4 protein-coding genes are annotated in these 3,790 nt (G+C 70.8%); all 4 read right to left on the bottom strand.

From position 1 onward, the window contains the following. Positions 1–482, bottom strand: a 482-nt coding sequence (locus FV229_RS25835) for a response regulator (RefSeq protein WP_147754662.1), incomplete at its 3' end; no start/stop codon positions are given. Between the two features lie 91 nt (positions 483–573). Continuing rightward, positions 574–975, bottom strand: a complete 402-nt coding sequence (locus FV229_RS25830; RefSeq protein WP_147754661.1) for a response regulator — start codon at positions 973–975, stop codon at positions 574–576. Positions 976–1,012: 37 nt separating this feature from the next. Further along, on the bottom strand, positions 1,013–1,495 hold the full coding sequence (locus FV229_RS25825) for a chemotaxis protein CheW (protein WP_147754660.1): 483 nt from the start codon (positions 1,493–1,495) through the stop codon (positions 1,013–1,015). Between the two features lie 89 nt (positions 1,496–1,584). After that, the coding region (locus FV229_RS25820) for a hybrid sensor histidine kinase/response regulator (protein WP_147754659.1) at positions 1,585–3,790 on the bottom strand (2,206 nt) is incomplete at its 5' end.

The raw sequence follows: 3,790 nt of genomic DNA, 5'->3' as shown, positions 1-3,790 counted from the left end.
CTCGCCGGCGCGGGGCCGCGGCGGCGGGCGCGGGCGGCGCCGAACAGGCGCACGCGCTCCACCAGCTCGGCGCGGAACGCGTCGGAGGTGGTGACCCCGCGGTTGCTCTCGGGCTTGGCGAGGTAGTCGACCGCGCCGAGGGCGAGGCACTTGAGCGAGATGTCGGCGTTGCGCGTCGTGAGGGTCGACATCATCACGACCTGCACGGTCGGGCTCGCCGCGAGCATGCGCGGCAGCGCCTCGGTGCCGTCGAGCTCCGGCATGTCGATGTCGAGCAGCACCACGTCCGGGTCGTGCCGCGTCATCATCTCGACGGCGATGCGCCCGTTCGAGGCGGTGCCGACGACGGTGAAGCCGGCCTCGCCGATCCAGCGCGCGACGAGGCCGCGCACCACCGCCGAATCGTCGGCGATCAGCACCTTGATCGGCACCGGCAGGGTCGGCCGCGGCTTGGGCGCGAGGCTTGGGTTGACGGCCAACATGGGTTCGACATCCCAATGACAATGATGGGTTGGAAACGATCGCGGTACCGCCGCCTCGGACGAGCCGGCGTGCGCGCCGTGGAAGACGGCGTCAGGCGGCGTCGGCTTGGACCACGCCGACCTGTTCGAGCTTGGCCGTGAGGATGTCGCGGTCGAACGGCTTCATGATGTACTCGTCGGCGCCGGCCCGCAGGGCACGGGCGATGGCGCCGACGTCGTTCTCGGTGGTGCAGAACAGGATCTTCGGGCCGGTGCCGCCGGGCCGCTGACGCAGCGCCTGGAGGAAGGCGTAGCCGTCCACGTTGGGCATGTTCCAGTCGAGCAGGATCACGTCCGGCATCGCCTCGGCGCAGCGCAGCAGGGCGTCGCTGCCGTCCTCGGCTTCGGTGACGGCGAAGCCGAGCGTCTCGATGATCCGCCGCGCCACCTTCCGGATCACGGCGGAATCGTCGACGACGAGGCAGGTGCGGGTTTCGGCGGGGTCGTTGGTCACGGCGTCTTACCCTCTTGGTGGGTTGCAGTCGGCGACGTCACGCGGCGGTCGCGCCGGCCCGGTCGGATGCGAAGACCAGCAGGGCGTTCACGTCGAGGATGACGAGCAATCGCCCGTCGAGGCGATGCACGCCGAGCGCGAGGTCGCGCCAGCGGGCGTCCAGGTTGATCGGCACCGGCTCGTGGGTCTCGGTGCCGAGCTTCAGCACCTCGCCGACGCCGTCGACCACGAGGGCGAAGGTCTCGCCGCCCTGCTCCAGGCCGATCGCCATCCGCGCCGAGCCCTCGGCCGCCGGAAGCCCGAGCCGCCGACGCAGGCAGATCGCGGTGACGACGCGCCCGCGCAGGTTCAGCAGCCCGACGATCTCGGGCGGGCTCAGGGGCACGGGGGTGACGCCGGCCGGGATGAACACGTCGTGCACCCGGTCGATGGCGAGCCCGAACATCGTGTCGCCGACGAAGACGGTGACGAAGTCCTGGGTCGCCCCGGCCTCCGTGGCGTTGCTGTTGGCAGCCTGCATGGTGGTGTCTCCCCGGCGCAGCGGCGCGGTCAAACCAGGTGGGTCGGTTCGCGCCGAGGTCGGCGCGGCACCGGAGGGATGTCGGGACTTCAGGCGGCGCGGGCGTGGGCCGCGACGGCCGGGGGGGCATCGAGCTCGGCGAGCGCTGCGACAAGGCCGCTGCGATCGAACTTCGCCACGAGGTCGCTGATCGCCAGGGTGCGCGCCCGCTCGACCGCCTCCGCGCCGATCGTCCCGGTGAGGCCGATCACCGGAAGGCCGGCGGTCCGCGCGTCGCCGCCGCGCATCGCGCCGACGAGGTCGAAGCCGTTGCGGCCGGGCATGTCCAGGTCGGTCACCACCACGCCGATCCGGGGATCGGCCTGGAGCATCGCCAGAGCCTCCTCGGCACCCGGCGCCGTGACGACGCGGTAGCCGGCGGCCTTCAGCACGGGGCTGAGCATGTCGCGGAAGAAGGCCGAGTCGTCCACGAGCAGCAGCGTCGTCGTTTTCACCGACGCCGCCTTCGTGCCGCGCGCCCAGTCGTCGTAGGCCAGCGGCAGGAAGTGGGCGATGTTGATGATGTCAGTGGCGCGGCCCCGCAGCACCGCCGACCCGATTAGGTCGGAGCGCTCGGCGGCGATCTCGATGTCGAGGCGCTCTTCGACGATGTCGACGATCTCGTCGACGACGAGGCCCATCGCGCGGTCGCCGTCGGAAAACACCACCAGCGCCTGCGTGCCCTCGGTGCGGATCGCGATGGCCTCGTCGGCCGGCACAAGCGGCATCAGCCGGCCACGGTACTGGATCAGCGGACGCCCGCCGAGCCACTCGACCTTGGCGGCGTCGATCTCCTCTAGGCGCGTGACGAGCGAGAGCGGGACCGCCTTGAAGCTGCCGGCGCCGCCCTTGAACACGAGGAGCGTCGTCTTCGGGTCGCCGAGCTCGCCCGACTCCGACTCGGCCTCGATCGGGCCGCCGCCCTGCGCGCCCTGGCTGACCTGGCGCGCGATGCCGTTCGGGTCGACGATCAGCACGACGGCGCCGTCGCCGAGGATGGTGTTGCCGGCAAAGAGCGGGATGTGGCGAAGCTTCGTCGACATCGGCTTCACGACGATCTCCTCCGTGTGGAAGACCTCGTCGACGAGGATGCCGAAGCGCTGGCGTCCGACTTGGGCCACCACGACGAATCCGGTCTCGGTGCCGGTGTCGTCCTGGCCGAGCAGGCCCTTCAGGGTCACGATCGGCAGCAGACGCTCGCGCAGGCGCAGCACCGGCGCGTCGTTGATGCGCTCGATCCGCTGCGGCGCGGTGGCGTCGACCCGCACCAGCTCGAGCACCGCGAGCTGCGGCACCGCGAACCGGCTCTCGCCGGCCCGGACGATCAGGGCGGCGACGATGGCGAGCGTCAGCGGGATCTTGATGGTGAAGGTGGTGCCGACCCCCTTCTGCGTGGCGATGTCGATGACGCCGCCGATGGTTTCGATGTTGGTCTTGACCACGTCCATGCCGACGCCGCGGCCGGAGACCGAGGTGACGGCCGCCGCGGTGGAGAACCCGGCGTCGAAGATGAACTTGGCGACCTGTGCGTCGGTCATCCGCTCGACATCGACCTGGGTCGCGATCCCGCGCTCCACCGCCTTCTTGCGGATGGCCACGAGGTCGAGGCCCTTGCCGTCGTCGGCGATCTCGATCGTGATCGTGCCGCCCTCGTGATAGGCCGAGAGGCGGATCGAGCCGCGGGCCGGCTTGCCGGCCGCGATCCGCTGCATGGTGGATTCGAGGCCGTGGTCGGCCGAATTCCGGACCATGTGGGTGAGCGGATCCTTGATGACCTCCAGCACCTGCCGGTCGAGTTCGGTCTCGGCGCCGAGCATCACGAGGTCGATCTGCTTACCGAGTTCGCTCGACAGGTCGCGCACCACCCGCGGCAGCTTCTGCCAGGCGTTGCCGATCGGCTGCATGCGCGTCTTCATGACGCCTTCCTGCAGCTCGGCCGTGACGTGGGAAAGCCGCTGCAGCGGGACCTTGTAGCTCGAATCCTCATGCTTGCGGGCGATCTCGAGGAGCTGGTTGCGGGTCAGCACCAGCTCGGACACCATCGTCATCAGGTGTTCGAGGGTGTCGACGTTGACCCGGATGGTCTGCATCTTGGCCATGCCCCCCTCGGGGGCTTCCGCCGGCGCATCGCTCGACGCCGGGGCCTTCACAGCCGGTGCCGGAGCTTCCTGCGCCTGGGCGACCGGAGCCGGCGCGACGGGGGTGGAGGCGACCGGCGCCGCGGCGATGGGGGCCGCCACCGGGGCGGGCTCGGGC

Source organism: Methylobacterium sp. WL120 (assembly GCF_008039465.1).
Lineage (GTDB): Bacteria > Pseudomonadota > Alphaproteobacteria > Rhizobiales > Beijerinckiaceae > Methylobacterium > Methylobacterium cerastii.
Note: the sequence above shows the minus strand (reverse complement) of the source record. Positions and strands in the feature narration are given on the sequence as shown.

Coding starts and splice junctions, on each gene's coding strand:
- FV229_RS25825 (WP_147754660.1), bottom strand. CDS start 1,495: ATGCAGGCTGCCAACAGCAACGCCACGGAGGCCGGGGCGACCCAGGAC.